This is a genomic window from Sorangium sp. So ce296 (assembly GCF_051529605.1).
GTDB classification, from domain to species: domain Bacteria; phylum Myxococcota_A; class Polyangia; order Polyangiales; family Polyangiaceae; genus Sorangium; species Sorangium cellulosum_D.
Genome location: NZ_CP150325.1, coordinates 6,415,358 through 6,440,801 on the forward strand (window position 1 = coordinate 6,415,358; position 25,444 = coordinate 6,440,801).

A 25,444-nucleotide genomic window follows, 5' to 3' on the forward strand; every position below is an offset into this window, starting at 1 on the left:
AAGGCGCAGCGCCTCGTGCTGTCGCTGTTCTTCCGCGCGAGCCTGGGCATCGAGCGCATCTTTCACTTCGAGACCCTCGACGATCCGGGCTTTGCGATCCTGTCCGGCGGCAAGAAGGTCATGTCTCGATCCCGCCTTGGCGGGCTCGTGCGCGCGGTGACGACCGAAGGGGTCAAGAGGCTCACGCGCATGACCGAGTCGTGGGGCGCGCTGCGCCACCGCAGGGTGACACTGAGCCTCGACGAGCATGTCGTCGCCCGCTTCACGCGCAAGTTCAAGATCCCGAAGGGCTTCCATACCCTCCGCAACAAGAAGATGCGCGCCGAGAAGCTCTTCTTCCTGCACTGGCCCCAGGCGCGCCGCTTCCTCGGGCTTGTCGTCACCCGCGGCAACGGCAAGCTCATCGAGCGGACCCTCGGCTTCCTCCGCGCGGTGCGTCGGCGCGTCCGGGTCCGTCAGCTTCGCTTGATCATCGACGCGGGCGCCTCCGCCACCAACGAAGGCCTTCGGCGCCTCAATCGCTTCCGCAAGACCGTGTTCTTGATCCGCGCGCCTCGTCGGCCGGGCTATGTCAACGCGTGGAAGCGATTGCCACGAGCGCGGTTCACCCCCTATGAGGAGCCCGGCCGGTACACGGGCGCCAAGCCCAAGAGGATCGAGCTCGCCGAGACGACCACCACGATCCGCGGCATCGCTCGGCCCCTGCGGACCGTGGTCGTGCGCGAGCACGCGATGAAGGGCAAGGACCGCTGGCACGCGCTCTTCGTCTTGCACGACACCACGACGCCGGCCCTGGAGCTGCTGCACGAGTACCGCACTCGCCAGCACCACGAGCAGGGCCACCGCATCGGCGTGCACGACCTCTGGCTCGACACCTCGGCGAGCGGTTATCCCAAGCGCGGTCGGCCCGACCGCCCCGGATTTCGCCAAGGACCGCTCGCGCTCTGCGCCTGGATCGCTGCGCTCGCCTGGGACGCGCTCCGCGCCTTGGGCGACGCCCTGCCCCCCCGCTTCCACTTCGCCCACCCGCGCACGCTGCGGCGCTGGGTCCTGATGCGCGACGCCGACCTGATCCTCACGCCCTCGCACCTGCTCGTCGTGCTGGCCTTCCTGCCGCGTCGAGCCTGGCTCCGCCCGCTGGTCCAACGCTTCAACGCGGCAGAGATCGGCTTGCCGTGGCTCGGCGGGCGCCGCGTCGTGATGGGGTTCGCTGCCAGGGGTCGCACGCCGTCAGACGCACGGCCTGTGCTGCCAAATACCGCGGAAGCGGGTTCTGGCAGCGCGAAGGGCTGTGGGAGCGTTTGGTGCTAGCGCAGCCGCGCCGGGATGTGCATGCCTGGCGCCTGCGCCGGCAGCGCTCGGCTCCAACGCGCGTCACGTTGCCGTCCACGAGGGTGCGCATTCCGAGTGCGTTACTCGTTTATCGGGGCAGCGGTCGTCTCGCCTTTGGCGTAGACGCTTTCACGTCGGGGGCAGCGGCTGACGCGCTCGCTTCATCCGGTGCCAGGTAAACATCGGCCTTACCGGCGAGATAGAAGCGTGTGATGTTGCCGTCGCTGTCGAGCGAGACGGCAACGGCGTTTCGCCGAGCATCGGCAGCATTTGACGGCGCAATTCTCGGCAGAACGCTGTTCTTCGGTTTGAAGCTCTTACGTGTTATCAACCTCATTCCGACGGGATTACACATCGCGCTTGGCCACTGCGGTGGTGACGTGATGGCGACGACCGACGTGCGTGCGAGCGAAAGAATTCGATCCGGGCGAGGAGGATTATCTCCAACGCCATATTTGAACGGCGTCACGATGGCGAGATCCGGGGCCATGGACGTCCACAGCATCTCGTCATGGGCGCCTTCGGACGCATGATGAGCCACGTTGACGATCTGGACCTTGCACTTGATCTGCTGTCTGGCAAGCTGCCACCCCGATTGGGGCCCGCTGCCGCGGAGGAGATCGCCGGCTAGAAGCACTGCGGAGCGACCCCAGCGAAGGAGCAGGGCGCCGCTCGTCAGATTCGGATCGTGCTTGCGTGATACCGTTCCGCTCTCCTCAGCGTCCTTCAGGAGGGCTACTAACTCGTTTCCAGCGTTATCTATGTCTACGTCCGCTGGTCCGCAGGATTCGATGGACAGCTTGTGTCCCTTGACTCGTCGCGTTGATGTGAACAGATTTTTATCCTGTCCGAGATGCTTGAAGCCATTGGGGCACACCTTTTTCGCTCTATCAAAGCGATCGATGACCCGCTTCAGGCCGTTTAACACCTCCGCGTCCGGAGCGCCTCCAGCGCGGGTCAGATCGAGCCATTCCACTAACGCCTTTTCATGGTGCGGGGTAAGGTGGGTGGCCTTCCAAACTCTATTGATCCTACCCTCGTATGCTTCGAGAAGCCTCCCGAGCCCTCGATAGTGATCGGCATGTGGATGGGTGAGGCACACGAATTCGATTTGAAAGCCGCTTGCGTCCGGCTTCTCGGTGGCGAACTTTTCGAGGAGTTCCCGAACCGGGTCGCCCCATCCGTCTGCGGCTCCGCCTTCAGGCTCGCGGCATCCATCTACGATCCCGACCGAACCGTCGGGGAGGCGTATGACAATGGCTTCTCCCTCGCCTGGACCGAAGATGGCAATGCTCAACATACCGGTCGGCATGTGCTCCGGGAGAATCTCCGTGACGATCCCGGGCTCCGGCACCCGGCTCGCGCCGCCTGGCCTCATCCGTCGTCCTTTGCAAGATCAGCGAGCAACGAGCGCAGCCGTGAGCGGTCGTTGGCGTCGAGCGCGCGGGTCTCTGCCTCGACGTGAATCCGCGCTTGGGGGGTATGTGCCTCCGTTGTTGCATCGAGCCAAGTCCAGATCCATAGTAGATCACCCATGGATGGTGTCTTGCCGCCAAGATGCTCATTCACGGATAGCGAGGTCATGCCCTCTCGCCCGTTCGGACGCTCCCACACCGTCACCGTTACCTCATTGTTTTCGCTCACTTCTTCGACTCGGCCGAGGTATGCGGCCACCGATAACGCCGTTCCCTCCACCTTCTCCGGCGGAGGGAACAATGGCCTTTCCGGCTCGTCGAGGCCCACCGGGAAGCGCGCCGGCCGGACAGGCACCTGGCGAACGAGCGACAGCGACGGCTCAGATTCTGGCGCACACGTCTTGGGGTAATGTGGTGGACGGCGCCGGCGGAGCAAGTCCCGATCCGCCATAATTACTAAGACTTCTCCTCGAGTTTCTCAAGCAAGTGACGTAAGACAGGTGGTGATTTTTCCGAGCGGAAAATGGCTTGTAAATCTGCATCTTCCTGCACCCATATGGGCGACGCGACGAGAGGGTTCAGGCTGGCGATCGGCGCAGGAACTACCATACCCCGCGATTCGACCCTATCCGAGCGCTCCCGCAGCGCCTCGAGGAGCAGCTCGCGTCGCTGTTGTTCGTCGCCGCCGACGCGGTTCAGGACCAGGCGGACAACGTCGAGATCCTCCTCGCCGACCAGATCGAGCCAGCGCACTGCGGCACGGATATCTTGGTAGTCTTGGGTGGCAATCAAGAACGCTCTCCAGTCGATGTGCGCCTCCTGTAGCTCTTGCGGCATGAATCCATCCTCGGATAGCGGCGTCTTTGGCTCGTGCGATAGGCGGAACGCAAGATTCAACACGGACCGAGACAGCCCAGGGATCGTGGGAGGTGTATCGAACACGACGAACGTCTCGTCGGTACCAATATGGAGCGCGGTAAGTAGGTACTCGAGCCTGCCTTCGAGGAACGCCGCGTGCTCCTCGTCGTAGATGACGGGCAGCGCCCGAGAAAGATCCCGAGGTAGCGCGCTGCTCGGGAGTACGCGTAGATTTTTCGGGCCGTATTCCAATCGCCAGCAAATGGCTACTGGAGGCACGTCGCGCTCTTCGTCCCAATCGGGAGTCTTAAAGAGAAGATAGTCGTTGAGAAAAGGCACTCCGACTGGGTTGACAGAGTCGGCTAGCGCATCGCCTCGCTCCTCAACGCGGTCGATTGCGTCGCCTCGCTCGTGGAATCCGTCCGGTAGCTGAAGCAGATCGATCGGATCGCGGGGCCCGACACCGGCCCAGCTCGGTGCCTCCAGCGGCAGCACGTCGGCGAGGCTTGTCCCGGTGAGATCCATGTCAATCAGGTACACCTGCGCTTCCGGATGCGTCTCGGCTAGGGCCACCGCTGTCAGCGCCGAGAGCGTGGACTTGCCCACGCCACCCTTGACCGAGTGAAAGGAGTAGCATCGCAGGTGTCGCGTCATCTCTTGAAACCGGCAGCTGCTGGGGGTGGAAGGCCGAGGCGGCGGATCTCGCGACGGAGGCCAAGGTGGTCGTTGAACGGCGGAGCGGTCGCGACCGCGGCGATGCGTGCGAGCAGGGCATCACGGCCAGCGATCTTGGAGGCGGACGCGCGTCGCAGCGCGAAAAGTGCGGCGTTGAGGCGCACCTTCTCGTCGAGAAGGCCGTCCTCCATCAAGGCGAGCAGGTGCTCGATGGCGCGCGCCCAGGTCGCGCCGCGCTCGATCCGCTCGGCAGCGCCGGCGAGGGCATCGATCACGAACGGTCGCCAGAGCGGCTCGGCGTTCATCGCGAGGCTGACGATGACGTCCGTTTCGCTTTCCGAGAGCCCCTCCAGGAGTCCCGTCCCGAACGTGCCGAGCACGTACGCCTCGGCTCGGCACGCGCTTGAGAGCGCGCGAAACACGTCGATGGCGAGGGTGCGTGCTCCGGGACCGAGGTGCTGGCCCTCGCGGTGCACGGCGAAGGCGAGCCACCCGTGGCGAACCGGATCCTTGGCGAAGCGCTCGATCGACTCGCTCTGCGCTGCCTCGCCGATCTGCGCGAGCCAACCGATCCGCAGGTCGGTCATCAGGCGTCGCGCCGCAAGCGGGGGCGCGATCGAGTAATCCTCCGGCCAGCCGAGCGCGTTGTGCCCCGCGATCAGCGCAGCGTCGGCGTCCTCCTCTGCTGGGCGGATAGGGCGCCGTGCGATCTGCTGCAGGGCGTGGACCAGCGGTACGGGCGTGGGCAGCAGCGTGTGATCGTGAGGGCGCTGGTAGTGCGCGAGCACGCCGGCCATGAGGGCGATCTCCGCGACGTTGAGGCCAGCACCATCGAGGGGGAAGCGGGCAGGATGCAGGGCGTCAGCGGCATCGGGTACGGGAAGTGGCGCTGCAGGCAAGCGCGCGCGGAGGTGCGCGGCAAGCACCTCTTCGTCGGCGCCGAAGAACGGGCTGCGACGCAGGCAGCCCTGGAGCCAACGCGCGAGGGCCCACCCGCGCGGCGCGGCATCGCCAGCTGGACCTGCGGCGATGATGCGCGCGGCGTGCTGCAGCGTCAGCACCTCGAGCTGGCGCGGGACGGTCGTACGGGGATCGTCGCCGACCCAGGCGGGCAGCGCAGTGCTGAGCCGGATGGGCAGGTCGTCGCGGAGATCGCGGCGGATGCCGTTGACGGTGTAGAAGGGATCGTCCGCCGCGCTGTTGAGGAGCCATGCGAGCGCGGCACCCCTCAGCCCGAGCGGGCTTCCATCCTCGAGCAGGTGCAGGGCTCGCAGCACCTGTTCGGCCTTATCGCTGGGCTCGGGCTCCCAGTCCTCCAGGTGCGCCCCTGGGACGGCGAGGTGGAGCTCGCGGTAGCCGCGGTGCTCGTCGAGGGGGCTCGCCGCCTTCCCCGGCGTGGGACGCCAACCGGCGGCAGCCTCAAGGCGCGCGAACGAAAGATCCGTAGCACCGAGCGGCTCTCCAGCTGGCATGCTGGTGAGAACGCGGAGATCCTGGACGAGACGGCGACCCGGGCTCTCCAGCCAGAGGCGCGCCAGCTCACGTACATCGGCGCTGTCAAGGCGATTCCAGAGCGCCGCGTCGAGGGCCCACAGGTCCGGGAAGCTCTTGCGCAGGCTGCCGCCGCTGCCCAGCGCCCCGGCGAACGCGGGCAGCGCACGCGCCTCGCCGTCCGGGGCGCCTTCGAGCGTGTAGCCCGCGCGCGGGCGTGAGGGGGGCGGCTCGGGCGGGGCGCACTGCAACGCCTGGAGCAGGCGTCGCAGCTCGGCCGAGGAGCGCCGGCCCTCCGACGGATCAATGGGCGGAGGCTGAGGGTAGAGCTGCGGGTCTTGCTCGGCCTGGGCGATCGTGACGAGCAGCTCGGCGATGCCGGAAGCACCTCCGTCGTCGCGCAGCAGGCCGAGTAGGCGTGCCTCGAGCACGTCGAGCGCGTCGGGGCGGCTGGAGGGAGGCGCGGCGGAGGGGGCGGGGGATTCCATCGGTGGGGCCCGTCAGGTAGATACTACCAGACGGCGGCCGGAAGGGACCGGATCCCAGTGTAGTCCGGGGCCGGAGGAGAGGACCAGTTCATGACGGAGAGCGCAGGGGACATCGGAGAGCGGCTCAGCGAGCTCTGGACGAGCTGGGGCCTGTCGCCGGATGTGGCGCTGGGGGACGTCCAGCAGCGAGCGTTGGGCGCGGTCTCCGCCTGGCTCCAGCAAGGCGAGACAGATCCCGAGGTCGCGATCAGGGCTGTGCAGGTCCTCCTCGCCGATCCGGAGCGACCGGGCTGGAACAAGCGCGCGAGCTGGATCGCGCTGCGTAGGGTGCTGAAGGAAGCGTGGGCGAACGCCGGCACGGGCCAGGATCACCTCTTGTACGGGCAAGCCTTGCTGCTCGCGGCATGGCCGAACGATGCGCTGGCGGGGTGGCTATCGCTGGCGCAGCTGATGGACTCCGCGTGCGACGAGGTGATGCGGGGGAGGGAGCGGCAGAGGGAAGACCTTGCTCGCTGGCGCACACACATCAGATCCCCTAGACACGCCGACGAGCAAGGCGACGGGACTGAAGCCCCGAACTCGGAACCACAGTCCGAGTTTACGGTATACAAAGGGATTTCGCTGACCACGCAGTCTGCCCTCCAGCAGGTGCAGAATTATCAATCAAGTGGTCACTTTCCACACGTTGGACCCCACATCTCGCAGGTGCTCCATGAGCATAATACTGCCTTGAGCACGCTGGATGCCGCCGTAGTACGCACGTCGGAGGAGATCGCTCAGTACGGCCAAGACTTGGCTGCGTACGTCGGCCAGACCGTGCAAGGCGAGATGTGCCGGATGCGTGACGAGAGCACGAGGAGCCGAGCTGAGCTCAATCTGCTCTGGTGGGGCCAGGCCCGTTACTGTCGAGCCTTGAGATCACCTTACCGCCGGCTGAAATCCGGAGATGGGGTGTTGCTCTGGTGGGCAGCGCGCGAAGCCGCGCAACTGTCATGCTCGCTGGAGGTCGAGCCCGCGGCTGCCTATCTCGTGGAGACCCTGCACGCGCTGGGTGAGGATATCTTCGAGAAGAAGCCGCTTTTTCACTGGATGGAGGGGCTCCTTGCCGCACTGCGGGATGCTCGACCTGCGGTGCCGCCTCTCTCTCGGCGTCTGGAACAGCTTGCGAAAGACGACGCACTCGGCCTCCCGGTGACCTGGGTCCGCCTCCAGGCTGCTGCCAACGAACCGCTCACCGGTGCTGCCGGCGCTGTCGGCCTCGACCTCGACGCCGAGATCGACCGCGGCCAGTGGGCCTCGTGGCTCTTCCGGGAAACACTCCTCGACCTTCGCATCGCGGACAGTACATGATGCCTCTCCCGCTCCAGCCGTTGCGCTGCATGCACCCGGATTGTTCTCTGCCCGAAGGCGGCCGCTGCGCCCGGGCTGCCGAGTTCGCGGATCCGCTGGCCGAGTGCCCGGAGCTCGCGCGCGTGGACGCTGGCACCGTGACTCCGCCCTCGCCGGTGCTCCTCAAGCCCGCGATGCCGGCCGTGATCGGCGCAGAAGTCGAAGACGCTGCGCCCTGGAAGGGAAGGCACCTCGATTTTCAGGAGGCAGAGGCCATCGTCCAGCGTTCGCCGGCCCGGCTCATCTCCGTGCTGGGGCCCTACGACGCGGGGAAGACCAGCCTGATGGCCTCGTTCTTTCTCCAGATCGCGAATGGCCAATATGGACTTTTCCCCTACCGTTTTGCTTCCAGCCGAACGCTGTACGGGTTCCAGGACCTCGTCGATCGGGCCAACCGGTGGTCCGGGAAGCAGGGCGAACAGGTAGTAGATCATACGCCCAAGGAGGAATCAAGGGACCCGGGCCGATTCCTCCATCTCGGGCTGCGACCTTCAGACCCGACCGACGACCGGCATCTCGATGTCCTCCTGACGGATGTGGCTGGCGAATGGATCGAGGACTGGACGCGGCGGGTCGATGACGGAGCTCGACGCCGGCTGGCTTTCATGCCTCGAAGCGACGGCTTCCTTGTAGTCGTCGACGCGTCCGCATTGCTCGGTACGTCGGGCGCGAAGATGGACGCTGCCGTGGGGAGGCTCATCCGGCGGATCGTCGCCTCGGCGGGGAACCGCCGAGGCCGCGGCCTCGCGCTCGTGTTCAGCAAGTTCGATCGTATCATCGACCAGATCGAACCGCCGGAAGAGAAAGCCTGCCAACAGCGCGGTGCATGGGGACGTCTCGGGAAACTCACCCCTGCCATCTGGAGCGCGCTCGAGCATGGGTGCAACGCCGGTTTTCTCACCGCGCCCTTCGCGGTGAGCGCGTTCCCAAAGTCCCTGAAGCAAGGACAGCCCGCCGGCGTGCTAGCTCCGTTCTCCTATGTCATGAGGTGGGCCGATCGCCGGGAACGCTGGCCGCGGCTATGCATTCCTATTCGCGACGGGGGAAGCCAGTTCGAGGCGATGCGCCGATGGGATGCTGAATCATGAACACGCGATCCACGGTAGCACTACTAGGCGGCCAAGAGAGCGGCAAGACCACATACCTCGGCGCGATCGTCCGTGCGCTGGAAACGGATAGCCTGTCGAACCTCCGCCTGAGCTCACTCCCCGACGATGCTACAGCGTACGACCGATTGAGCGAACCGCTTCTGGATGGAAAGTACCCGCAACGAACGAAGGCTGAACGGCACGTTCTGGACCTCCCTCTACGGGCGACGCGGGACGGCCGCGTCGAGGAAATCTCGCTTCACATGGGCGATTATGATGGCGAGGAGGTTGAACGCCTGTTCAAGGACCGAATGCAGGGTTTTTCGCCGGAGTGGAGAGCCCGGTCCGGCGCGCGCGGGCTACTGCTCTTCGTTCGCCCCACCGCGATGATGCCGCTCCCACGCTTGCGGGTTGACGAACTCCCCACGGACCGCGAGCGGATGCTCGCACTGAAAGCCAATAAGGAGCAGAAACCGCGAGCGCGCACGCGAAAAAAAGCGGATCCTGAGGCTGCGTTCGGCCCCGGAATCCAGGACCAGAGCCGGCACCCGCGAGTGGCAGCGCCGGACGAGCCCGTGCGGGTCCCCACCGTGCTGGCCGTTGTCGAGTTGCTCCAGTTTCTCCGCCACGAGCGCGGCCTTGCGCCTGGTGAGCGGTCCAGCCGGGGCGAGATGCGCATCGCCCTCCTCGCCTCGGCGTGGGACGCTGTCGATCCAGTGTGGCAGCGGAGTGGGCCTGCGGTGCTCTTCCGCGAGCGCGCGCCGTTGCTCGACGACTTTCTCTGGAGCAACTACCATCCCGAGGATCTCTTGCACTTTGGCCTCTCGTCCACGGCCGGAGACCTGTCCGACAAGCGCTACCGGGAGCAGTACCGCGAAGACCCGCACGGCTTCGTCGTGTGGTCGGACGCCAGCGGCCGTATCCTTCGCACCCGTAATCTCGCGTTGCCCATTGAGTGGGCGCTCTTCGGCGACGAAGCGCTCACCGGCAACGACTTCGAGCTCGTTCATTCGTAGTCGAGCGGCCCGTCGCGCCCGCTGAGCACCTGGGCAATCGGCGCAGTCCACCGCTCCGCGAGCCGGGCATCCTCGGCCAACGCGCCCGGCAGGCTAAAGAGGAGCTCGCGGCCGCGCCAAGTCTTCGCCGCGCGGTGTGCGAGCCGCCGGAACAGCACCTCGTCCTGTCCCATACAGCGAAGGAAGGCCGCTGGCGGCCACCTCTGCTCCAGCCAGCAGTCCAGGAGCCAGTGCCGCCAGCTCTTGGCCAGATCCCAGCTGTACCATCGGAAGCCGCCCAATAGCGCTCGAGGGCCGGGCGCCAGCCGATCGCGTTCGAGGTAGTGGTAGAGCACCGGGAATGTCAGCTCCACGAGCTGGTGCGCCGCCGGGCAGCCGGTCCGCCGGACTGCGGCCAGCACGTGGGCGGCCAGCAGCAGCCAGCCGCGCCGCTCGTGCGGGAGAGCGAGGACGCTGGCCAGGTCCCCTGCCGCGACGGAAAGGCTGTTCGGCCTCGCCTCGACGAGCGGGAGGCCAAGCAGGGCGGGGATCCAGAACATCTGGGCAGACGGCTCGCTGCGCACATAGCCGGCGACCCCTCGTGCAAGGTTGGGGAGGCAGTCGCGATCTGCCGCGTCGACACCGCTCGCGGAGAATAACGCCGTTGGATTCGAGCGCTCTAGGGAGTCCTGGATGGCAGCCAGGCGCAGCCAATCGGATGCATCACGCGATGCCCAGGCATCGTCGGAGAGCTGACGTACCAGTCGCGGAGTGAGGTGGTCGACAAGCCGCTTCGCATCTGGTGAGCTGGCCGCGTCCGTCGCGAGCATCTCGGCGACAGCTGGGCTCAGGAGCTCCTCGTCGCGAAGCTGGGAGGACGGCAGCGCGCTGAGGCACGCCAGCAGGACGCGGGCGCCGTTCGGCGCGCCGCGGCAGCGTTCCAGCACCTCGTGCACCGGAACCCGCAGCTCCTGCGCCGCTTCGGCGCCTCTCGCCCCGGCCCATGCCGCCAGCTGTGGCTCGGCGGTCGCGAGCGCCCAGGCGAGGCGAACCTCCGCGCTGAATCGCGCGAGCACGGGCCGGAGGAGCTCCGGGTCGACCTCCGGTGCCGAGAGCACAAGGCCTGCGGCCTCGCGCATACCGCGCATCGGTTCGTCCTTCGCGAGCCACACCTCGGCGACCAGGAGCGGATCCGCGAGCTGTCGCGCGGCGTTGAGAAGGCTGTCGATGAGCCATGGCCGAACCTCTCCAGGAACAGTCTGGAGTGCTCGGAGAGCGGTGCGCGCTCGGAGAACCTGCGGCAGTGCGGCGAGGACGGTGTGCACGAGGAGAGATTCGCCAGCTTGAGGCGAGGCAAGAAGGACCGCACTGGCGCGGGCCTCGGTCACCTCTCCCGGCGGCATGCCTTCGAAAGCAGATGCGACCGCTTCCAGGATGGCACCGCGAAGACCATGTCCTGGCTCGTATGCTGGCAACATCGCTACTCCGCTCACTGTGTCCGGCGGCGCTGCGAGGAGGCGCCTCCGCACTTCGTTCGCCAGCGTCTCGGCGAGCGCGGACGCAAACCTCGCGTCCGCGCTGGCGAGGGCGCGGACCGCAGGGCGCTCCAGCAGATCCCCGAGCTCCCAAAACGGGCGCGGCGACAGTGGCGCATCGACCTGGCGCTCCAGGAGCGTTTGGAGCGTCGCCTGGACCAGAGGATGCCCGGGCGCCAGCTCAGGCCACAGGCGGTGAAGCAGGTCGGCGCGGGCGCGCGCGGCGGTCAGCCGGGAGCTCGCGGGCCGTTCGAGCTCCAGGAAACGGCGGAAGACCGGAAACTGCGCCTCGTCGAGCAACGGGAGCGCATTCACCGCGCAGAAGCGCGGCATGCTCAGCGTCACCTCGGCTCCGCGTTCCAGGATGGCGAGCACCCAGGCCTGGCGGGACCGCTCTCGGAGCTCTGCGCCGCTGAGATGACCGTCCTGCCACCACGCGGCGCTGCGCACGCGCTCGTGAAAAGCCCCGCGCGCCGCGGGAGGAAGCGCCAGGAAGCCGAAAGGCTGACGGCGGAGGTGCCGCACCTGCAGCGCGAAGGTGCAGAATGAGAAGCGTTCTCGTGCTTCTGGCCAGAGGAGCCCCCAGAGATAACGGACCATATCGTCAGGCCGCCCGTCCTCGACCCAGAGGACAGGCCGGTCGGACTGCCCGAACCAAAGCGCGATGGCCGCGCGTGCACGCTCCGGATCAGGGTCCGGCGGGGTCGCTGCTTCCACCTTGAGATCCGCCGGGATCGCTGCGGTGTAGCTCTCGCGATCTACAGCAAAGTGAGGCCGGCGATGCCAGCGAGTCAGCGCCCATAGGTCGTCGATGCCGTTCAGTCCGTCACGTGGGACAAGCAGGGTGTGCGTCAGCACGGTGCCCGCGCGTACGGCGGCCTTGTCCGGCCAGGTGCATGCGAAGGCGTAGTATCGCCCGCAGGCAAAGCCTGTATGATAGTGATCGAACTCCGTGTCGAGCGGGACGTAGCCGGATAAATCGCTCAAGCGATCCAGCAACGAAAGCTCGGTGTCATCCAGGTCTCCGCCGCTGGCAAGCAGACGGTGCCCATGGTCGTAGCCGTGGAGGGTCTGCGCGATCACCGTGCCTCGAGGTCCGCTCTAGGATCTAGCATCGGACGGGCGTACGCTCGCGTCTAGCTCCGCACCCAGGGGTACCTATGGCAGACGCTGCCGGGTCGCCCGCCAACCGAGCTGACCAGCCGGGCCGGGCGATCCTCTGAACGCTCGGTGCTCGCACCACGCGACCGGCCATCGAGAAGGCCGAGCTTGGCTTCGATGTTCCTCGCTCCCGATGTCGAACCGTCGCCTAGGTCGAGGTTCATCGACTCGGATCGCTGAAACCCTGGCCAGGTTTCGACGTTCGCGACCGCCGCTCGCCGAAACGCTGCCCGGGTTCGCCGTTCCACGCCGCGCTCGACCGCGACCCGGCTCCGTTTCCGCTCGGGTCGCCCCTGAGCTGCGGCTTCCAGCGGTGGTTCAGCCATGCCGCGACGACGAACAGCGCCACATCCGGTGTCCCCGGTCCGCTCGTCGGGAATTTGCTGCTGCTTGCGGTTCGCGCCCTCGTCGTGACAATTCCTGAATCCATCATCCCATAAACCCTTCCGCGAAGGAGCGCTCGCATGGGCAAGACCAACATCGGAGAGAACCGCAGCTATGGCGCCGCCATCCTCGATCGGTTCGGCGACATCGCCGTCCCTGCTGGGGTCAAACCGCACCTCGCGGCGTTCAAACAGGCGCATGCCGAGTACGAGGCGGCAGCGGCGCTCGCCGATGCTGCTCGCGACAGGCGCGACGCCGCGCTCGACGCGGTGGGGGCCGCCGACGACGCGTTCGACGAGAGCGTGGGTACGCTCGCCGACAAGACCGTGGGGGCCGGTCTGGGCAAGCGCCAGAACCCGTTCGCCGGCTATTCCAAGCACTCTCCCAGCCAGCTCACGTCCCTGGCATACGCGGCCGAGCCCAAGGCCGCGCGCGACCTCGTCGCCGCGCTGCTCAAGAAGAAGCCACCGAGCGATGTCGCCAGGGCCGCCGCCAAGCTCGTCAAGGACACCGCGGCGCTCGAGACGGCGCTCTCCAGGCTCACCAAGCCGCAGGCCGCGCTGACAAAGGCGCTCGCCGCCCGTGACGCTCTGCTTCCCGCATGGACCAAGGCGCTCCGGCGGCTGAAGAAGCACGCCGCTGCCGCCTGGGACGAGGATGAGGGGACCTACAGAGCCCTGTTCGCACCGCTGGGAGCCGTGCAGGCGCCGACGAAGCGGCGCGTCAGGGCGAAGCCATCGGCCGAGGCGTCCATCGCAGCCCCAGCTCCGACCTGACGCGCTGCCGTTCGTCATGCGCTGTGCTGCGTTCGGCCCCCGCCAACCAGTCGTCCATGAGCGATGCCACCTCGGCCACAGCGCATCGAGGTCGAACTCCAGCTTCTTGAGGCCCTCCACACGCATCATCCACTCCGCGTCGGGCAGCACCTGCACGTCATGTCCCTAGGGGTCGAGTTCGCCCAGGTCGAAGAAGTGCGCGTCGGGATCCAACAGCCAGTAACAGCGCACCCCGAAGCACGCATACTCGATCGCCTCCGCCAGCCGATCACGCCGCGCATCGTACGGCGCTGTGAGAGAACCCCGATCGCCACCGCCGGGGAAGGATACACCCATGGCGGGTCCGGTGGCATCTGGACGGCGCCCCTCATACCCGGAGCACCACCCCTCTCGCCCGCTCGCCCGTCGCCTCGGCGATCGCCTGCACGTAGAGCCGCACCTGCGCCTCCTGGGCCGCGTGCGCCGTGCCCGCGTCCGAGCCGGTCTTGAAATCGACCACGGTCCAGACGCCCACGTCGCCCACGCTCTCCCGGAACGAGAGATCGACCACGCCCTCGGCGATCGTCCCGTCCTCGAGCCGCAGGAGCAGCGGCGTCTCCCGCTCGCACGCGCCGCGCGCCGCGCTCTCCGCCGCGCGCCGGAGCAGCGGGTGCTCGAGCGCCGCGATCGCCGCCGCGACCGCCGCGTCGACCTCCTCGGCCGGCGCCCCGAGGAGCCGCGCCTGCGCCGCGGCCACCGTCCTCACCTCGTCCTCGCCCGCCCGGAGATCCACCTCGGCGAGCACGGCGTGCACCAGCGTCCCGAACCGCTTGCCGTAGGGCCGGCCCTCGCGCGCGATCGCGGTCTGCTCGAACGAGATCACCGGCAGCGCGTCCGCGCGCGCCGCGCCGGCCGCGCCGCTCCGCTGCTGGGCCGGCCCCGCCGCGCCGGCCGCCGCCGCTGCCGCCGCTTCCGCCGCCGCCTCGTGGCTGATCTGCGTCGCCGTCTTCACGCGGATCGCCGCCACCGCGCCGTCCCGGATCGCCCGTTGCCGCGCCTCCAGCCACACCTCGTACCCGCGCTGCCCGATCTCCCCCGCCGTCGCGCCCGCGTCCGCCGTCGCGCCCGCGCCCACCGCCATCGCGCCCGCGCCCACCGCCGTCGCGCCCGCGCCCGCCGTCGCGCCGGCCCCGCTCGCGTCCGCCTGCAGGATCCGCTGCTGCCGGAGCCCCGCCTCCGGCTCGCGATCCAGGTCGAGCGTGCTCGGATCCCACCACACCACGCGGTGCGACCCCGCCATCGGCGCGTGCTCCCCGGGCGCCACCGCGTCGCGCTCGTCGGCCTCGCACCGCGCCGGGCGCTCCAGCACCGTGTCGGTCCCGAACGGCGGGCAGCCGAGGTCCTCGCAGCGCCGCGCGCTGCGCCGGTCGCGCGGCGCCGGATAGAGCACCGGGTGCAGCACGTCCAGCCAGCCGTCGCTCGAGCCGTCCCCCGGGCGCGCGTCGCCCACCGCCGGCACCACCAGCAGCTCGCGCGCCCGCGTCGCCGCCACGTACGCGAGCCGCACCGCCTCCTCGCGATCGCGCCGCAGCACCTCGTCGCGGCGCTCGACGAGCTCCGCGGGCACGCAGCCCGCGAGCGGCTCCGCCCACAGCCCGAGCTCCGGATCCACGTGACGCGACGGGTGCTGGTGCACCGCCGGCGACGCCGGATCCGCCAGGATCACCACCGGGAACTCGAGCCCCTTGGCCCGGTGCACCGTCATGATCCGCACCCCCTCGGTCCCCTCCTCGACGACCGGCGCCTCCGCGACCTCCCCCCGCTCCGCGTCCGCCTCGAGCCGCTCCACGAACGCCCGGAACGACGTCGCGCCGCCCGCCTCGAACCGCCGCCCGAGATCCATCACCCGCAGCACGTTCGCGAGCGCCTGCTCCCCCGTCGGCCAGATCGCGATGCCAGCGTGCGCGCGCGTCTCGTCGAGCAGCCCGCCGATCGTGTCCGCGATCGGCCGCCGGTTGCGCTCGCGGTGCAGCCGCCCGAGCACCGCGAGCGCCTCCGCGACCTCCGACAGCGGCCGCGATCCGCCCTCGACCGCGAGATCGAGCGCCGCCTCGTCGGGTTGAGCCAGCGGGTGCAGGCGATGGAACCGGTCGCGGTAGAGGAGGAGCACGTCGTCCGTCAGCGCGAACAGCGGCCCGCGCAGCGTCGCGTAGACGCTGAGCTCGTCGTCCGGCCACTCGATCGCGAGCAGCGCGCTCCGCACCGCCATCACCTCCTCGCGATCGTGGAACGACCGCCCGCCCACGAGCACGTGCGGGATCCGCCGCGCCTCGAGCGCCCGCACGTAGGCGCGGGTCGCGTCCTCGCCGAACGTCTGGAACCGCTTGAACAAGAGGCAGATGTGCCGCGCCTCGAGCGGCACCCGCTGGCCCGGGCGCTCGCGCTCGGTCACCGTCCACCGCCGCCCGCCCGCGGCGCCCCGGCCGCCGTGGATGAGGTGGTGGACGAAGGCGCCCACCGCGTCCGGGATCGACTGCCGCACCCGGAAATCGGAGATCTTCCCGAAGTCGCCGTAAGGCCGCGGCACCGGCAGCGCGATCACCGTCGGCTGCCCGACGGGGTCGTCCCGGAACGGCTCGAGCGCGACGTACCGCGCCTGGCTCGCCGCGCCCTCGCCCGATCCCCCCTGCATCAGCGGCGCGAACGCGGCGTTGACGGCCTCCTGGATCGACGGGGCGCTGCGGAAGCTCGTCGACAGGTACAGCACGCTCGCGCCGCACGCGACGAGCCGGGCCTTCGTCGCCTCGTAGAGCGCGACCTCGGCGCGGCGGAAGCGGTAGATCGACTGCTTCGGATCGCCGACGACGAAGAGCTTGCCGGGCACCGGGCGCGCCCGCATCCAGTCGGTCTCTGTCGGGTCGTCCGCCGCGAGCAGGAGCAGGATCTCCGCCTGCAGCGGGTCGGTGTCCTGGAACTCGTCGACGAAGAGGTGCGAGAAGCGGAGGTTCAGCTCCTCGCGCACGGCGCGGCTCGAGCGGAGGAGGTTCCGGGCGCAGAGGAGCAGGTCGAGGAAGTCGAGCTTGCCCGCGCGCGCCTTGAGCGCGTCGTACGCCTCGATCGGAGGCCGGAGCTCGCGCGAGAGGCAGGCCGCGAGGTCGGCGCTCGCGGCCGTGAGCACGGCGTCGAGCTCGACCTTCACCCGGTCGCGCTGCGCGAGCACCTCGGCGCGCGAGAGGTCCCCGCCGAACGCCTTGCCCGAGCCCTTCCAGCGCCACTCCTTCCAGCGCGCGAGCTCGCCGAGCTCGGCCTCGAGCCCGTCGTGATCGCGCCCGCCCGTGACCTCCTCGCGGCGGCGGAGCTCCGCGAGGTACCGGTCGATGTTCCGGAGGCTCTGCGCGAGGTAGTCGCCCTCCCGGTCGGCCTCGGCGCCGAGGTCCGCGAGGGCCGCGAGGCGGTCGAGGAGCTCGTCGATGGCGCGCTCGCGATCGAACGGATCGCGGCGCCAGGGGCGCGTGAAGTCGCGGTGCTCGGCGAGCCGCCACGCCGCGCTCCGGAGCAGGTCGCGCGGGCCCTGCGCGCCGTCGCGCGGGCGCCGGCGGAGGATCCGGCGCACGCCCTCGGGCGGGTCGTTCAGGGTGCGCTGGAACCAGGCGTCGAAGGCCTGGTCGAAGAGCGCCTCGGCCTGGTCCGCGGCGGCGACCTGGAACAGCGGGTCGACGCGCGCCTCGACCGGCCACTCGCGCAGGAGATCCGCGCAGAACGAGTGGATGGTGCCGATGCGCGCCGCCTCGAGGTGCGCGAGCGCCTCGTCGAGCCGCGCGCGCTCCGCCGGGCCGGACGCCGCGTCGCCGCGCGCCCGCTCGATCTCGGCGCGGAGGCGCAGCTTCATCTCGCCGGCCGCCTTCTCCGTGAAGGTCACCGCGACGATGCGATCGAGCGTCCCGCCGCCCTCCTCGGGCGCCTTCCGCAGCACGGCGACGATCCGCGACACGAGCGCGGTCGTCTTGCCGGTGCCCGCGGCCGCCTCGACGACGAGCGTCGTCCGGAGGTCCTCGCGGATGCGGCGGCGGGCGGGCTCGTCCGCGAGCTCCCGCGCGCCGCGCGCCCGGGCCGCGTCGGCGCTCATGGGCGCCCCCGCCGGGGATCCGGGCGCTCGCCGGGGCCGCGCCGGCGGGGCGCGCCGGCCGGGCCCGGGGAGGGGCGGGGCGAGGGGGAGACGACGCGCCGCGCGGCGGCGCCGCCCTCGGACCGGGGAGGTCGCCCATGAAAGCGGGAAAGCATGAAAATCATTGGGCTTTCTTCGTGTCTTCCCGCCTCCGCGCCGCCGCCGCGCGAGGGTCGTGCGGCGAGGCCGCCGGGGCATAAGGTGGCTCAGATCGGCGTGGAAGGAAACGCCGCACGGCGCGCGGCCGACACGCCGCGGCGTTGCCCCGGCGCGCCCGAGCGGCGAGCTTGCCGAGCCCGGGCGATCTCGTGGGGCCCATGAGCGCGCATGTTCTTGTGCTAGCAGCAGAAAGACCTGAGCCATGCGCGTCGAGTCGATGAGCCCTGGAGCGCGGTGGTGGTACGCGCTCAAGCCCGCGAGCTGGCCCAAGGTGCTCGTCCCGGCCGTATGCGGGCAGGCCGTGGGCGCGGCCGTCGCGGGCCGGCTGTCGGCGGGCGCGCTCGCCTTCGGCGCGCTGTGGATGGTCGCGGATGTCGCGTTCGTCGTGTTCCTGAACGACTGGGGCGATCGTGAGGTCGACGCCCTCAAGCGGCGCATGTTCCCGGAGGGCTGCTCGCCGAAGACCATCCCGGACGGCATCCTCCCGGCGCGTGCCCTGCTCCTCGCCGGCCTCGGCGCCGGCGCCGCCGCGCTGCTCGTCGCCTGGGGGGCGGGCGACGCGCTCGATCGCCCGCTGCTGCTCCCGCTGGCCGCGCTGGGCCTGCTCGTCTTCGCCGCGTACACGCTGCCGCCGCTCCGGCTGAACTACCGCGGCGGCGGCGAGCTCCTGGAGATGATCGGCGTGGGCGGCGTGCTCCCCGTGATGCACGCGTATGCCCAGTGCGGCGCGTGGGCGCCGGCGTGGCTCGCGGCGCTCCTGCCGGGCCTGCTCGCGCTCGCGCTGGCGAGCGCCCTGGCCAGCGGGCTCTCCGACGAGCAGAGCGATCGCGCCGGCGGAAAGCGCACCGTGACGGCGCTGTTCGGCAACGCGATCACGCGTCGGGTCACGGAGGCCCTCGCCGGCCTCGGCCCGCTCCTCTGGCTCGCGGCGCCGCTCCTCGCCGCGGGCGCCCCGCCGATCGGGTCGGTCGCGCCGGCGGCGGCCGTCGCACTCTACTTCCGGGCGCGGCTCGTCGGGAAGAGCGCGGGCGCGGTGACGAACGCCTTCGCCGCGCAGGCGGCCTACAAGCTCGAGCTGCACCGCGCGATCTGGTGGGGGACGGTCGTCCTGTCGGCGGGCGTGCTCGCCGCCGGGCTGTGCGCCGGCGGGAGGCCGAGGTGACCGGCGCCCCCGTCGCGTGCGCGATCCCCGCCGAAGCGCGCGACGAGCTCGCGCAGCTCACGCCGCTGCTCGGCGCGCGTGCCTCGGTCGCGCCGGGTCGGCCGAGCGCGCCCGCCCCGGTCGCGCTGGTCGAGCAGATCGTGGGCGGCAGCGAGGACGCCGAGCGCGCGCAGGCCTTCGCCCGCGGGCTCGGCGAGGTGATCCGCGCGATCGTCGACAACTTCCCCGACAACATCTTCTGGGACCTCGATTACCTGGCGTGCTGCCTGTGGCAGGCCGGGAGCGCGCCCGCGATCGGCGACTTCGCGTGCCGCGTGGTGTCGCTCTGCGTGGGCTTCGGCAACAAGTCGAAGCTGCGCTTCCGCTACGCGCACGACTTCCTCTACGGCTACGACTGGGCCCGCTGGGTGACGCGCAAGCCGGACGAGCGGGCGGGCGTCGGGCCGTTCGATCTCGCGTTCTTCGACTACCTCGACGGCCGGCAGAAGGCGCTCGTCGAGCTCGTGGCCAGCAACGATCGCAAGTACTCGCAGCTGAACGGCCGGGAGTACCGCAACCCGTTCAGCTTCATCCGTGAGCCGCGCGAGGAGTCGCAGCTCCATTACCTGCTCGCCCAGGTGGACCTCCTCCCGCTCAAGGCGTGGCGCCTCGACGGCGAGCGCCGCTGGGACCTCCCGTTCACCGACCTGCGCGCCAAACTGGCCGAGCGCCTCGGCCTGTCGCGGGGCGGCGGGCGATGAGCGCCCGGCCGGGGGCGCTCCGGGCCTGGCTCGCGGCGTCGCGGCTCGCCTCGCAGCCGACCATCGCGCTCCCGCTGCTGCTCGGGCAGCTGCTCGGCGCGCGGGCGGCGGGCCGCCCGCTCGATCTCGGGACGCTCGCGGCGGTCCAGCTCTTCGGCCTCCTCGACCAGCTCTTCATCGTCTACGCGAACGATGTCGCGGATCAGGAGACCGACCGCCTCAACCGGACCGCCACGCCGTTCTCGGGCGGCTCGCGCGTGCTGGTGGAGCGGCGCCTCTCGCCCCGCGCGCTCGGCGCCGCGGCTGTGGCTTGCGCCGCGGCGCTCGTGGCCGTTTCGGCGGCGCTCGCCGCGGCGGTCGGCGCGCCGCTCCTCGTGCTCCTCGCGATCGCGGCGCTCGTGCTCCTCTGGGCCTACAGCTATCCGCCGCTCCGCCTCTCGTACCGCGGGGGCGGGGCGCTGCTCCAGATGGTCGGGGTCGGCGTGGTGCTGCCGCTCTACGGGTATCTGGCGCAGGGGGGCGACCTCGGGCGGTTCCCGTTCGCGCTGCTCGCGTGCTTGCTGCCGAGCCACCTCGGCTGCGCGATCGCCACCGCGCTCCCCGACGAGCCGTCGGACCGGGAGAGCGAGAAGCGGACGCTGGCCGTGCGCGTGGGCGGAGAGCGGGCCGCGCTGTGCGTGGCGCTCCTGAACGGGCTCTCGCTGCTGCTCGCGCCGATCGGCCTGGGCGCGGTGGGCCTGCGGCCGGCGCCGGGCCTGCTCGTGCCGGCGGCGGCGACGCTCGTCGTGCTGCTGGCCCGCCCGGCGCCGCCGGGCTCGCGCCTGCTCCTGGTCCGGGTCGCGGCCGCGGGGGCGGCGACGCTGTCGCTGCTGGCCGCAACCGCCGTCGCGCTCGCCGCGCGCTGAGGAGGAGGGCGGGGCGGTGACCCACGAGTTCCTGCTGCTCTCGCTCCTCTTTCTCCTGCCGGGGATCGCCATCTGGGTGGCGCGCCCGGATCTGCGCTCGCTGATGAAGCGCGCGGCGGTCGCCTCGCTGCCGTTCGCGGCGACCGAGCGGCTGTTCTATCCGACGTACTGGACGCCCAAGTTCCTGTTCGACCTGGCCGATCGGGTCGGGTTCGGCGTCGAGGACGTGCTGTTCATCGTCGGGCTCAGCGCGTTCTCCTCCACCGCGTACGCCGTGGCGTTCCGCCGCGCGCTGGTGCCCTGCGCCGCGCCGGGCGCGCCGCGGCGGACCCGACCGGGGTTGGCGGCGGCGGCGCAGGCCCGACCGGGGTTGGCGGCGGCGGCGCAGACCCGACCGGGGTTGGCGGCGGCGCGGACCCGACCGGGGTTGGCGGCCGCGGCGCGGACCCGACCGGGGTTGGCGGCGGCGGCGCAGACCCGACCGGGGTTGCGGGCGGCGGCGCGACCGTGGTTGCGGGCGGCGGCGGGGGTCGCGCTCGCGCTCGCGACGGCCGGGGCGCTCCTCGCGGCCGGGGTGCCCGTCCTCTACGCCGCGGTGGCGGCGATGATCGCGGTCACCGCGGCGCTCGTCGGAGCGCGCCGCGATCTGCTCGTGCCAGGCCTGCTCGGAGCTCTCCTGTCGGCGGCCCTCTACCTCGGCCTGTGCCTCGCCTTCGCGGCGCTCGTGCCCGGCGTGTTCGAGCGCACCTGGCGGCCCAGCGTGCTGCTGCCGGGCCGGACGCTCCTCGGCGTGCCGGTCGACGAGATCCTCTACGGGCTCGGCGCGGGCCTCGCGGCCACGGTGTTCCCGGCGTGGGCCTTCGAGCTCAGGTACGCAAAGGCGCCGAGCCCCGACCGACCAGCGGGCTGACCCGGAGACGCGCCCCTCCGCGCCGCGGGCGGCTCAATCGATGGCTTCGACGCACTCGACGTTGAGCGCGGTCTCCAGCAGGAAGACCGAGGCCACGAAGTTTCGCTCGGCGTAGAAGACCTTGAGCTTGTGGGACGACCCGGGCTTCAGGTGGAGCGCATCGGCCCACGCGTCCAGACGGACGATTCCCCCGTTCACCCCGTCGCTCACGGAGTGCTCGGCCACGATCGTGTCGTCGACGGAAATCCAGACGTCGTCGCTCGATTCGTAGGAGAACGAGCTCCCCTGCGCGTAGATGAACGGCACCTCGAACTCGACGGTGAAGCCGAAGTTGTGCGCGTAACCCTCGTTGCCGAAGCCGCGGCCATCGACGTAATAGAAGCTCCGGTTGCCCAGCTGTCCGCGGCCGTTCCGGATATCGAGGTGGATGATCTGGTGGAGCGTCTTGTTGACGGCCGGATCGTCCTGGAACCACTCGTCGAAGCTGTCGCCCGCGCTGGCGCCTTGCTCGGGCGGGTCCGCGACGACCGGCTTGCCGTTCTGGAGCTCGGTCTCGGGCTCGAATTTCTTCCCGCCGGTGGTCTGAGAAGGACCGAAATCTTGATGTTTTTCGGAGAAGTCGCGCACGGTCATGGGGAAGCTCGCCGTGCAGAGGCTCGCGTCGCGGGGAGGCGGTTTGGCCGAGGCGCTGCCGCCGTCGCCGTCGTCGATGAAGGCGTCGGCACCGGCGCTGCCGCTGCCGCCGTCGTCGTCCTCGGGCGGACCGCCGCCGACGTTCGGCGTCTCGCTGCCGATCTCCTGGTCCGATGGCTCGGGCGTCTCGACGTGCGAGGCATCCTCGTTGCGACGGCCGATGGAGGCGGTCTGGAGGGGGCACCCCGCGAGCGGCAGCGCCGCGCACGAGAGGAGCACCAGGGCCAGGGGCCGTCGAAAGGCCGGGCAGAAAGATGCTTCTGGGTGGGCCAGGGTCATGGAGCCGCCTCCTGCTCCCCTGGATGCGGTCGGGCCTGGTTGCCCTTCGCGAAATCGTACCGGCCGGCGTCATTCGCCCGCCGCGTCACGGCAGCATCAGGACACACTCGGTCCGGCAGACCGGGGGTGAGCCGCCGCCGGCCGGCTCCTCGCAGATGGTCCTCTTGATCGCCTCGGGGGGGCAGATGGAGCCCTCCACGCACGTGGTCCAGCACTCGCCGGGGTACGCGGCATCGTCCATGCCGGTGCCGGTGCTGCCTGCGCCGGAGCAGACCTTCTGCTCGAGGGTGCCCGGCGGGCAGTAGGGCTCCAGCGGGATGCACTCGGTCCGGCAGCCGCCACCGGGGTACGGGCTGGCGCCGCCGCCGTAGCCGGTGCCGCTGCTGCCGCTCGTGCCGGGGAAGCTGTCCTCGCAGACGGTCTGCGGGATGGTGTCCGGCGGGCAGTGGGGCTCCGCGGGCACGCACTCGATGAAACAGCCGCCCCAGGCGCCGCCGCTGCCGTAACCCGTGCCGGCGCTGACGGTCGTCTCGGGGATGCCGTCGTAGCAGATCTCCTGCGCTTGCGTGCCCGGCGGGCAGTAGGGCTCCACGGGCACGCAGTCGGTCCTGCAATCGCCGGGGTCCTCCCAGGCGCCAGCGTCGCCAGCGCCAGCATAGCCGCCGGAGCCGCCGACGCCGACGCTGCTGCTGGCGGCGACGGTGGTGCCACCGCAGACGGTCTGCGCCTGCGTGCCCGGCGGGCAGTAGGGCTCGACGGGCACGCAGTCGGTCCAGCACTCACCGGGAGGCATCGGCATGGCGACGCCGCCGTCCATGCCGCCAGCGCCGCCGACGCCGACGCTGCTGCCGGTCCAGCCTCCGGAGCCGACGGTGGCAGTCGTGGGGGTGACGCCGCCGCTGCACGCGGTCTGCTCGATGGTGCCGGGCGGGCAGAGCGGCTGCGGCGGCACGCAGTCGGTCCAGCACTCATCGGGAGGCATCGGCATGGCGACGCCGCCGTCCATGCCGCCCTGGCCCGCGGAGGTGGTGATGCTGGTGCTGCTGGCGCCGCAAAAGGTCTGCTGGCTCCATCCAGGAGGACAGACTTTATCGGGCACACACTGGTCTTCGCACACATCGCCGATCTCGCACGGGGAACAGACCGTCTCCCAGTGGAAGCCAGGCCCACAGTCGGGCTCGGGCGGCGTCGTTGGCACGTCCGCGGAGCCACAGCCCTGCCCCTTTGCGCCGGTGAGCACCACCAACGAAGAGAGCGCGACGAGCCCCTGGAGCGAGGAGCGAGCGGTCGACGAACGCAAGATAAGAGAAGAGAAGAATGCGAATCGCATGGGGATACTCCGTCCTGCGCGCCTGTGAGAGACACGCGATCAAGGAACGATGGCGCTGCGCCGCGGCATGCGGAGCGCTGCTGCTCCGCGGCTCCTCAGCGCCAGTCCGAGAGCTCGAGGGGGGATAGAGCACTGGACATGCCATGCCCGTTCGGCTGCTCGGTGACACCTCCTGCCGGCCGGAGCGCGGCGTGAGGCGGGGAGTTCTGGGGTTGCGAGAGGGGTGGGCTGGCCTGTGTGTCAACGCCGAGCGCGGTAGGGCCACAGTGTGACGGACGGAGCTGGAAGCGTGCCATCTTGGGCCAGATGCGCCGGCGGGCATTCTGCGGAGCGACCCGACCCAGGTTGCGGTGGCGACCCGGCGAGGCGACCCGACCCCGCGGAGCGACCAGCGACCCGACCCAGGTTGCGGCGACCCGACCCAGGTTGCGGCGGCGACCCGACCCAGGTTGGACGCGGAGCGACCCGACCCAGGTTGCGGCGACCCGACCCAGGTTGCGGAGCGACCCGACCCAGGTTGCGGAGCGACCCGACCCAGGTTGGACGCGGAGCGACCCGACCCAGGTTGGACGCGGAGCGACCCGACCCAGGTTGCGGCGACCCGACCCAGGTTGCGGCGGCGACCCGTGAGGTGCCCGACCCAGGTTGAGGTGCTCGGCGGCAACCTGGCCCAGCGACCCGACCCAGGTTGAGGTGCTCGGCGGCAACCTGGCCCAGCGACCCGACCCAGGTTGAGGTGCTCGGGCCCAGCGACCCGACCCAGGTTGAGGTGCTCGACCCAGGTTGAGGTGCTCGGGTTGAGGTGCCCGCAGGTTGAGGTGCTCGACCTGCTTTCAGCTTGAGGTGCTTTGCCGGCGAGCCGCCAGCGCGGCGGCACCGGTCGAGCGCGCGGGCTACTGCGCGGCGGCGCGCTGCACGTACGGCAGCCGTGCCGCCACCTTCTGGACCTCCTCGGCGCCCTCGAGCAGCTGCGCGATCGGATCCCACGTGCCCCGGAGCAGCGACTCGCGCGCCCCCGGCTTGATGGTGAACGGCACCGCGAGATCGCCCCCCGCCCGCACGACCTGCTCCTGCAGGTCCACCGTGACGAGCGTCGACGGATCGGCGTTCACGCGCGCCGCGAGCGCGGCGCGGTGCTCGCGGCTCACCGACACGCAGGGGATGCCCAGCGTCGTCGAGTTGCCGAAGAAGATCTCGGCGAAGCTCTCAGCGACGACTGCCTTGAACCCCGCCTTGGCGATCGACTGCGGCGCGTGCTCGCGCGACGACCCGCAGCCGAAGTTGCGGTCGGCGATCAGGATCGTGGCCCCCGCGAAGCGCGGGTCGTTCAGCGGGTGCTCCCGCTTCTCGCCGCGCTCGTCGAAGCGCACGTCCCGGAAGAGGTGCTCGCCGATGCCGTCGAAGGTGACGCACTTGAGAAAGCGCGCCGGGATGATGCGGTCCGTATCGATGTCGTCCCCCGGAACATGAACGGCGCGACCGGTGACGGTTTGGATCAAGTCGAGTGCCATGGAAATCTCCCTCGGGTGCGAGCG

General features: G+C 70.2%; 18 protein-coding genes. 9 read left to right on the forward strand and 9 right to left on the reverse strand.

Going from position 1 to position 25,444, the window contains the following annotated elements; translation table 11 throughout:
• Nucleotides 1-15 precede the first annotated feature (15 nt).
• A complete protein-coding gene (locus tag WME98_RS23850) occupies nucleotides 16-1,311 on the forward strand; it encodes a hypothetical protein (protein WP_437945511.1) in 1,296 nt (431 codons plus the stop codon).
• A 109-nt stretch (nucleotides 1,312-1,420) separates the two neighbouring features.
• On the opposite strand, the gene WME98_RS23855 is transcribed toward WME98_RS23850, so the two are convergent.
• From WME98_RS23855 to WME98_RS23870, 4 genes are all read right to left on the reverse strand, one after another.
• Complete coding sequence (locus tag WME98_RS23855; RefSeq protein ID WP_437953346.1) at nucleotides 1,421-2,632, reverse strand: MBL fold metallo-hydrolase; 1,212 nt, start codon at nucleotides 2,630-2,632, stop codon at nucleotides 1,421-1,423.
• Between the two features lie 74 nt (nucleotides 2,633-2,706).
• Complete coding sequence (locus tag WME98_RS23860) at nucleotides 2,707-3,075, reverse strand: hypothetical protein (protein ID WP_437953347.1); 369 nt, start codon at nucleotides 3,073-3,075, stop codon at nucleotides 2,707-2,709.
• 128 nt (nucleotides 3,076-3,203) lie between these two features.
• The gene (locus WME98_RS23865) at nucleotides 3,204-4,211 is read right to left on the reverse strand and encodes a hypothetical protein (protein ID WP_437953348.1); all 1,008 of its coding nucleotides are present in this window, start codon (nucleotides 4,209-4,211) and stop codon (nucleotides 3,204-3,206) included.
• Between the two features lie 44 nt (nucleotides 4,212-4,255).
• On the reverse strand, nucleotides 4,256-6,259 hold the full coding sequence (locus tag WME98_RS23870; RefSeq protein WP_437953349.1) for a hypothetical protein: 2,004 nt from the start codon (nucleotides 6,257-6,259) through the stop codon (nucleotides 4,256-4,258).
• Between the two features lie 90 nt (nucleotides 6,260-6,349).
• Between WME98_RS23870 and WME98_RS23875 the strand changes: the two genes are divergently transcribed.
• The 3 genes from WME98_RS23875 to WME98_RS23885 are packed head-to-tail and all read left to right on the forward strand — an operon-like array spanning nucleotide 6,350 to nucleotide 9,752.
• A complete protein-coding gene (locus WME98_RS23875; RefSeq protein ID WP_437953350.1) occupies nucleotides 6,350-7,609 on the forward strand; it encodes a GTPase-associated system all-helical protein GASH in 1,260 nt (419 codons plus the stop codon).
• A gap of 29 nt (nucleotides 7,610-7,638) precedes the next feature.
• The gene (locus WME98_RS23880; protein ID WP_437953351.1) at nucleotides 7,639-8,736 is read left to right on the forward strand and encodes a TRAFAC clade GTPase domain-containing protein; all 1,098 of its coding nucleotides are present in this window, start codon (nucleotides 7,639-7,641) and stop codon (nucleotides 8,734-8,736) included.
• Entirely contained in the window at nucleotides 8,733-9,752 is a 1,020-nt protein-coding gene (locus tag WME98_RS23885; RefSeq protein WP_437953352.1) for a hypothetical protein, read from the forward strand. Before WME98_RS23880 ends, WME98_RS23885 begins: the two co-directional genes overlap by 4 nt.
• On the opposite strand, the gene WME98_RS23890 is transcribed toward WME98_RS23885, so the two are convergent.
• Nucleotides 9,743-12,349: a hypothetical protein gene (locus tag WME98_RS23890; protein WP_437953353.1), complete on the reverse strand. Its 2,607-nt coding sequence runs from the start codon at nucleotides 12,347-12,349 to the stop codon at nucleotides 9,743-9,745. The two genes, WME98_RS23885 and WME98_RS23890, sit on opposite strands and share 10 nt — an antisense overlap.
• Nucleotides 12,350-12,891: 542 nt before the next feature.
• Between WME98_RS23890 and WME98_RS23895 the strand changes: the two genes are divergently transcribed.
• Nucleotides 12,892-13,587, forward strand: a complete 696-nt coding sequence (locus WME98_RS23895) for a hypothetical protein (RefSeq protein ID WP_061624944.1) — start codon at nucleotides 12,892-12,894, stop codon at nucleotides 13,585-13,587.
• Nucleotides 13,588-13,954: 367 nt separating this feature from the next.
• Here the strand turns inward: WME98_RS23895 and WME98_RS23900 are convergent, their stop codons facing one another.
• Nucleotides 13,955-17,692: a UvrD-helicase domain-containing protein gene (locus WME98_RS23900; protein WP_437953354.1), complete on the reverse strand. Its 3,738-nt coding sequence runs from the start codon at nucleotides 17,690-17,692 to the stop codon at nucleotides 13,955-13,957.
• Nucleotides 17,693-18,092: 400 nt separating this feature from the next.
• Here WME98_RS23900 and WME98_RS23905 point away from each other — a divergent pair, with 400 nt between their 5' ends.
• Genes WME98_RS23905 through WME98_RS23920 form a run of 4 tightly spaced genes read left to right on the forward strand, consistent with a single transcriptional unit; the run spans nucleotide 18,093 to nucleotide 21,607 of the window.
• Entirely contained in the window at nucleotides 18,093-19,052 is a 960-nt protein-coding gene (locus WME98_RS23905) for a UbiA family prenyltransferase (RefSeq protein ID WP_437953355.1), read from the forward strand.
• On the forward strand, nucleotides 19,049-19,792 hold the full coding sequence (locus WME98_RS23910; RefSeq protein ID WP_437953357.1) for a ferrochelatase: 744 nt from the start codon (nucleotides 19,049-19,051) through the stop codon (nucleotides 19,790-19,792). The genes WME98_RS23905 and WME98_RS23910 overlap by 4 nt, the downstream gene beginning before the upstream one ends.
• Nucleotides 19,789-20,697 carry a prenyltransferase gene (locus tag WME98_RS23915; protein WP_437335282.1) on the forward strand — a complete coding sequence of 303 codons (909 nt, stop codon included), beginning with the start codon at nucleotides 19,789-19,791 and terminating at the stop codon, nucleotides 20,695-20,697. Before WME98_RS23910 ends, WME98_RS23915 begins: the two co-directional genes overlap by 4 nt.
• Nucleotides 20,698-20,713: 16 nt before the next feature.
• Nucleotides 20,714-21,607: a lycopene cyclase domain-containing protein gene (locus WME98_RS23920; protein ID WP_437953358.1), complete on the forward strand. Its 894-nt coding sequence runs from the start codon at nucleotides 20,714-20,716 to the stop codon at nucleotides 21,605-21,607.
• 33 nt (nucleotides 21,608-21,640) lie between these two features.
• On the opposite strand, the gene WME98_RS23925 is transcribed toward WME98_RS23920, so the two are convergent.
• The 3 genes from WME98_RS23925 to leuD form a co-directional block, all read right to left on the reverse strand.
• Entirely contained in the window at nucleotides 21,641-22,579 is a 939-nt protein-coding gene (locus tag WME98_RS23925) for a fibro-slime domain-containing protein (RefSeq protein ID WP_437953359.1), read from the reverse strand.
• Nucleotides 22,580-22,664: 85 nt separating this feature from the next.
• Entirely contained in the window at nucleotides 22,665-23,909 is a 1,245-nt protein-coding gene (locus WME98_RS23930; protein WP_437953360.1) for a hypothetical protein, read from the reverse strand.
• 893 nt (nucleotides 23,910-24,802) lie between these two features.
• Complete coding sequence (gene leuD, locus WME98_RS23935; RefSeq protein WP_020464811.1) at nucleotides 24,803-25,420, reverse strand: 3-isopropylmalate dehydratase small subunit; 618 nt, start codon at nucleotides 25,418-25,420, stop codon at nucleotides 24,803-24,805.
• Nucleotides 25,421-25,444 lie beyond the last annotated feature (24 nt).

What these genes read in the sequence shown, in the direction of transcription:
- WME98_RS23875 (WP_437953350.1), top strand. Translation starts at nt 6,350, where the DNA reads ATGACGGAGAGCGCAGGGGACATCGGAGAGCGGCTCAGCGAGCTCTGG.
- WME98_RS23905 (WP_437953355.1), top strand. Translation starts at nt 18,093, where the DNA reads ATGCGCGTCGAGTCGATGAGCCCTGGAGCGCGGTGGTGGTACGCGCTC.
- WME98_RS23885 (WP_437953352.1), top strand. Translation starts at nt 8,733, where the DNA reads ATGAACACGCGATCCACGGTAGCACTACTAGGCGGCCAAGAGAGCGGC.
- WME98_RS23930 (WP_437953360.1), bottom strand. Translation starts at nt 23,909, where the DNA reads ATGCGATTCGCATTCTTCTCTTCTCTTATCTTGCGTTCGTCGACCGCT.
- WME98_RS23880 (WP_437953351.1), top strand. Translation starts at nt 7,639, where the DNA reads ATGCACCCGGATTGTTCTCTGCCCGAAGGCGGCCGCTGCGCCCGGGCT.
- leuD (WP_020464811.1), bottom strand. Translation starts at nt 25,420, where the DNA reads ATGGCACTCGACTTGATCCAAACCGTCACCGGTCGCGCCGTTCATGTT.
- WME98_RS23925 (WP_437953359.1), bottom strand. Translation starts at nt 22,579, where the DNA reads ATGACCCTGGCCCACCCAGAAGCATCTTTCTGCCCGGCCTTTCGACGG.
- WME98_RS23855 (WP_437953346.1), bottom strand. Translation starts at nt 2,632, where the DNA reads ATGTTGAGCATTGCCATCTTCGGTCCAGGCGAGGGAGAAGCCATTGTC.
- WME98_RS23900 (WP_437953354.1), bottom strand. Translation starts at nt 17,692, where the DNA reads ATGAGCGCCGACGCGGCCCGGGCGCGCGGCGCGCGGGAGCTCGCGGAC.
- WME98_RS23870 (WP_437953349.1), bottom strand. Translation starts at nt 6,259, where the DNA reads ATGGAATCCCCCGCCCCCTCCGCCGCGCCTCCCTCCAGCCGCCCCGAC.
- WME98_RS23915 (WP_437335282.1), top strand. Translation starts at nt 19,789, where the DNA reads ATGAGCGCCCGGCCGGGGGCGCTCCGGGCCTGGCTCGCGGCGTCGCGG.
- WME98_RS23895 (WP_061624944.1), top strand. Translation starts at nt 12,892, where the DNA reads ATGGGCAAGACCAACATCGGAGAGAACCGCAGCTATGGCGCCGCCATC.